Raw genomic sequence first — 2,483 nt, forward strand, 5'->3', positions numbered from 1 at the left:
ACAGCAGCGCCATCACCAGCGCCACACTGCCGGTGTGCAAGGCGCCCATGAACAACGCCAGGGCCACGGTCAGTGCCAGCAGGCTGAGGACACAGGCCGGCATGCGCCGGGCGCCGAACAGTTTGTCGGACGCCATGCCGATCATGATCGGCCCCAGCAACCCCGCCAGCTCGAACGCCGTCGGCACAATCGCCGCGCCGACCTTGCCCACCGACGGCATCTGCTCATACACAATCACCGGCCCCCACAACAGGATCGCGTAACGCGCCGGTTTCAACAGAAAGTACGCCAGCCCCAGGGTCAACACAGTACGGTTGCGCAAGATGGCCCGCAGCGGCTCCAGCACACTGGCGTTCTTCTCGGCGGCAGTCTGTTCCGGTTCCGGTTCCACTGCCGGTAACCCCACATCCTGTGGCGTGTTGCGCTGGAAAATGAAAAACAGCACCGCGACCACGAAGACCACAGCCGCACTGGAGATAAATGCCGCATGCCAGGTGCCGATCAGCGTATACGCCCACCATCCGGCAAACGGCGACGCCACCAGGCCACCAAAGGCGTAGCACGAGCTCCATAAACCCAGCACCCGGCCACGCTGCTGCGCCGGGAAGAAACTGCCAAGGTTCTTGCACAGCCCGGACCAGCCGGTGGACTGGGCCAGGCCCTGGATCAACATGCACGTGACAAAGATCGGTAACGTGGCAAACGTGCCCATCACCAGGGCGGCGGCGGCTGAAATCAGCAACCCGCCGAGTACCACCACACGCGGCCCGAAACGGTCGGCGAGCATGCCCCAGGTGAATTGGCCAACGGCGTAGGCCGCCAGGTAGATGCCATCCAGGTTGGCCATCATCATCTTGTCCAGCGGGAAACTCGGGTCGTCGACGATCCCCAGCTTGGCCACCGAAAAAGCCTTGCGGGTGAAATAGAAGGCCGCGTACGCCAGCCAGGTGATGGCGAAAATCTGCACGCGCCAACGCTTGATGTGACTCAAGGGAGTATTCATGGTGGTTCTGACCTCGGGTTTGAGTGTGCCGGCAGAATGAAAAGCAAACGCCTGTATTTTTATTGTTGAGCACTGCAGTACCGGCGCTTGGAGGGGCGCGGTATTGGTCAGATGAGTCCCGCTGGTGAGCACGCAGAAGACCCATGGCCGCCGAAGGTGTAGGACTCGACCTACGGCGACTGGGGCTATCAAAGCAATGGCTGACTAATAGGTAAAATCGATTTATTGTATTTCAAATATAAGCTGAGCTTGTAAGAGGATTCGCGATGTCGGTGTCTCACGCGCAACTCAAAGCCTTCCATGCGGTGGCCGTACACGGCAGTTTTACCCACGCAGCCGAACGCTTGTTCCTCAGCCAGCCGGCCATTTCCGACCAGGTGCGCAAGCTTGAGGAACGTTTCGGCGTGCTGCTGTTTCATCGCAACAAACGTTCGGTGCGCTTGACCGACCTCGGCGAGCGCCTGTTGAGCATCACCCAGCGTCTGTTTGCCGTCGCGGCGGAAGCCGAAGAGCTGTTGCAGGATTCCCGCGCCTTGCAAACCGGCACCCTGACACTCGCGGTGGACGCCCCGGTGCATGTGCTGCCGCAGATTGCGCGCTTCTGCCAGTTGTACCCGGGCATCAGCGTGAAAATCGAAACCGGCAACACCGATGAATCACTGTTTCGCCTGTACAACTACCAGGCCGACCTCGCGCTGCTGGGGCGCGATGTGGACGACGAGCGGCTGCTGTCACTGCCGCTGCCCGATGACCAATTGCTCGCGTTTGTCGCCCGCAACCACCCGTGGGCGGGCCGCGAGTCGATCTGCCTGGCGGACCTGGACGATACGCCGCTGGTGTTGCGGGAAATCGGCTCGGTGACCCGCCAGACCCTGGAGCAGGAAATGCACCAGGCCGGGCTGCGCATTCGCCCGGCGATCCAGGTGGAAGGCCGCGAAGCCGCGCGGGAGGCGGTGGTGGTGGGGATTGGCGTGGGGGTGGTGTCGGCTGCGGAGTTTGGCGCAGATTCGCGGGTGTATGCGATGCCGATCCGTGACTGTACGCAGCGGATGAAGGAAACACTGGTGTGCTTGAAGGAGCAGAGTTCGCGGCGGGTGGTGGCGACGTTTCTGGAGATTGTGCGGGAAAGTTTGCGGTGAAGTTGAGGGCCCCTTCGCGAGCAAGCCCGCTCCCACAGTTGACCGAGTTCTACCGATGGAACGCGGTCGAATGTGGGAGCGGGCTTGCTCGCGAAAGGGCCAACTAGATCTCAAGCCAACCCCCACTCAGGGCGCCAACTCGAAAAACGCCTGAATCAACCGCAACTCCCGCCGCCGCTCCATGCACCCGATCACATGCCGGTTCACCAGCCCCTCGCCCTGGATCGGAATCGCGTGCACCCGCGGATCCCGGCTGACTTCCATCGACGACACCACCCCAACCCCCAACTCGGCCGCCACCGCTTCCGTCACCGCCTCACGGCTGTCCAGTTCCAGCAACA

At 62.1% G+C, this 2,483-nt stretch carries 3 protein-coding genes; 1 reads left to right on the forward strand and 2 read right to left on the reverse strand.

Annotated features, from left to right (window positions below):
• On the reverse strand, nucleotides 1-1,003 hold a 1,003-nt coding region (locus HX846_RS11625; protein WP_178965417.1), incomplete at its 3' end, for an MFS transporter.
• A 266-nt stretch (nucleotides 1,004-1,269) separates the two neighbouring features.
• Here HX846_RS11625 and HX846_RS11630 point away from each other — a divergent pair.
• On the forward strand, nucleotides 1,270-2,142 hold the full coding sequence (locus HX846_RS11630; RefSeq protein WP_003212428.1) for a LysR substrate-binding domain-containing protein: 873 nt from the start codon (nucleotides 1,270-1,272) through the stop codon (nucleotides 2,140-2,142).
• A 126-nt stretch (nucleotides 2,143-2,268) separates the two neighbouring features.
• On the opposite strand, the gene HX846_RS11635 is transcribed toward HX846_RS11630, so the two are convergent.
• On the reverse strand, nucleotides 2,269-2,483 hold a 215-nt coding region (locus tag HX846_RS11635; protein ID WP_256739806.1), incomplete at its 5' end, for a LysR substrate-binding domain-containing protein.

It is taken from the genome of Pseudomonas sp. K5002, assembly GCF_013386655.1.
Taxonomy (GTDB): Bacteria; Pseudomonadota; Gammaproteobacteria; order Pseudomonadales; family Pseudomonadaceae; genus Aquipseudomonas.